Genomic DNA, 840 nt, shown 5'->3' on the forward strand with positions numbered 1-840 from the left:
TCCGGGTCCGACGTGTCGCGCCGGGCCATGTTGTTGCCGTTCTCGTTGAAGCAGCCGGAATAGATCCAGCAGCCGCTCGAGGTCGAGCCGTCGTCGCGGAGCGCCGCGAAGGCCGGTATCAGCTTGCCCGCCTCGGCCACGACCTTGGTCGGGTCGGCGGTATCGTAGACGGTGGCAAGCGCCTTGCCGTTGATCTCCTTGGCAAGCTCTTCGGCGGTCGGTTCACCGGGATCGGCATAGGCCCAGTCGAGATTGAGGATCGGATCCGGGAACTTTCCGCCTTCCTTGCGGTAGAGTTCCTTCAGACGCACATGGATCTGCGCCATGATCCAATTGTCCGTCATCGCTTCGCCTGGAGGTGTGCCGCCCGGCCAATGCCACTGCAGCCAGCGGCTGGAGTTGGTGAGCGATCCTTCGTCTTCGGCAAAACAGGTGGAGGGCAGCTGGATGACCTCCGTCTGGATCTGCGAAGAGTCGACGTCGTTGTATTCGCCGTGGTTTTCCCAGAACCGCGCCGTCTCGGTGTCGAGCGGATCCATGGTGACGAGATATTTGAGCTTCGACAGCGCGTCCGTAAGCTTCTTGCGGTTCGGGGCCGCAAGCAGCGGGTTGAAGCCTTGGCACATGTAACCCGTCATCTTGCCCTGGTTCATGAGCTCGAAGGCGCGTAGGACGTCATAGCCGGGTACGTCCAGCTTCGGCAACCAATCATAGGCGAAGTTGTTTTCCGGCGTCGCCGCCGCATTCCACATCGCCTTCTGGAAGCTGACGAAGAACTTTCTGTAGTTCTGCCAATAGCTCATCTGGTTGGGTCTGAGCGGCTTGAAGCCGCCCGTCGAC

At 60.8% G+C, this 840-nt stretch carries 1 pseudogene; it reads right to left on the reverse strand.

The annotated features are described in order from the left end of the window. Positions 1-840 (reverse strand): annotated as a pseudogene (locus tag QN219_RS30080) (formate dehydrogenase); the annotation flags it as partial.

The organism is Sinorhizobium sp. 8-89, assembly GCF_030124325.1.
Classification (GTDB): domain Bacteria; phylum Pseudomonadota; class Alphaproteobacteria; order Rhizobiales; family Rhizobiaceae; genus Sinorhizobium.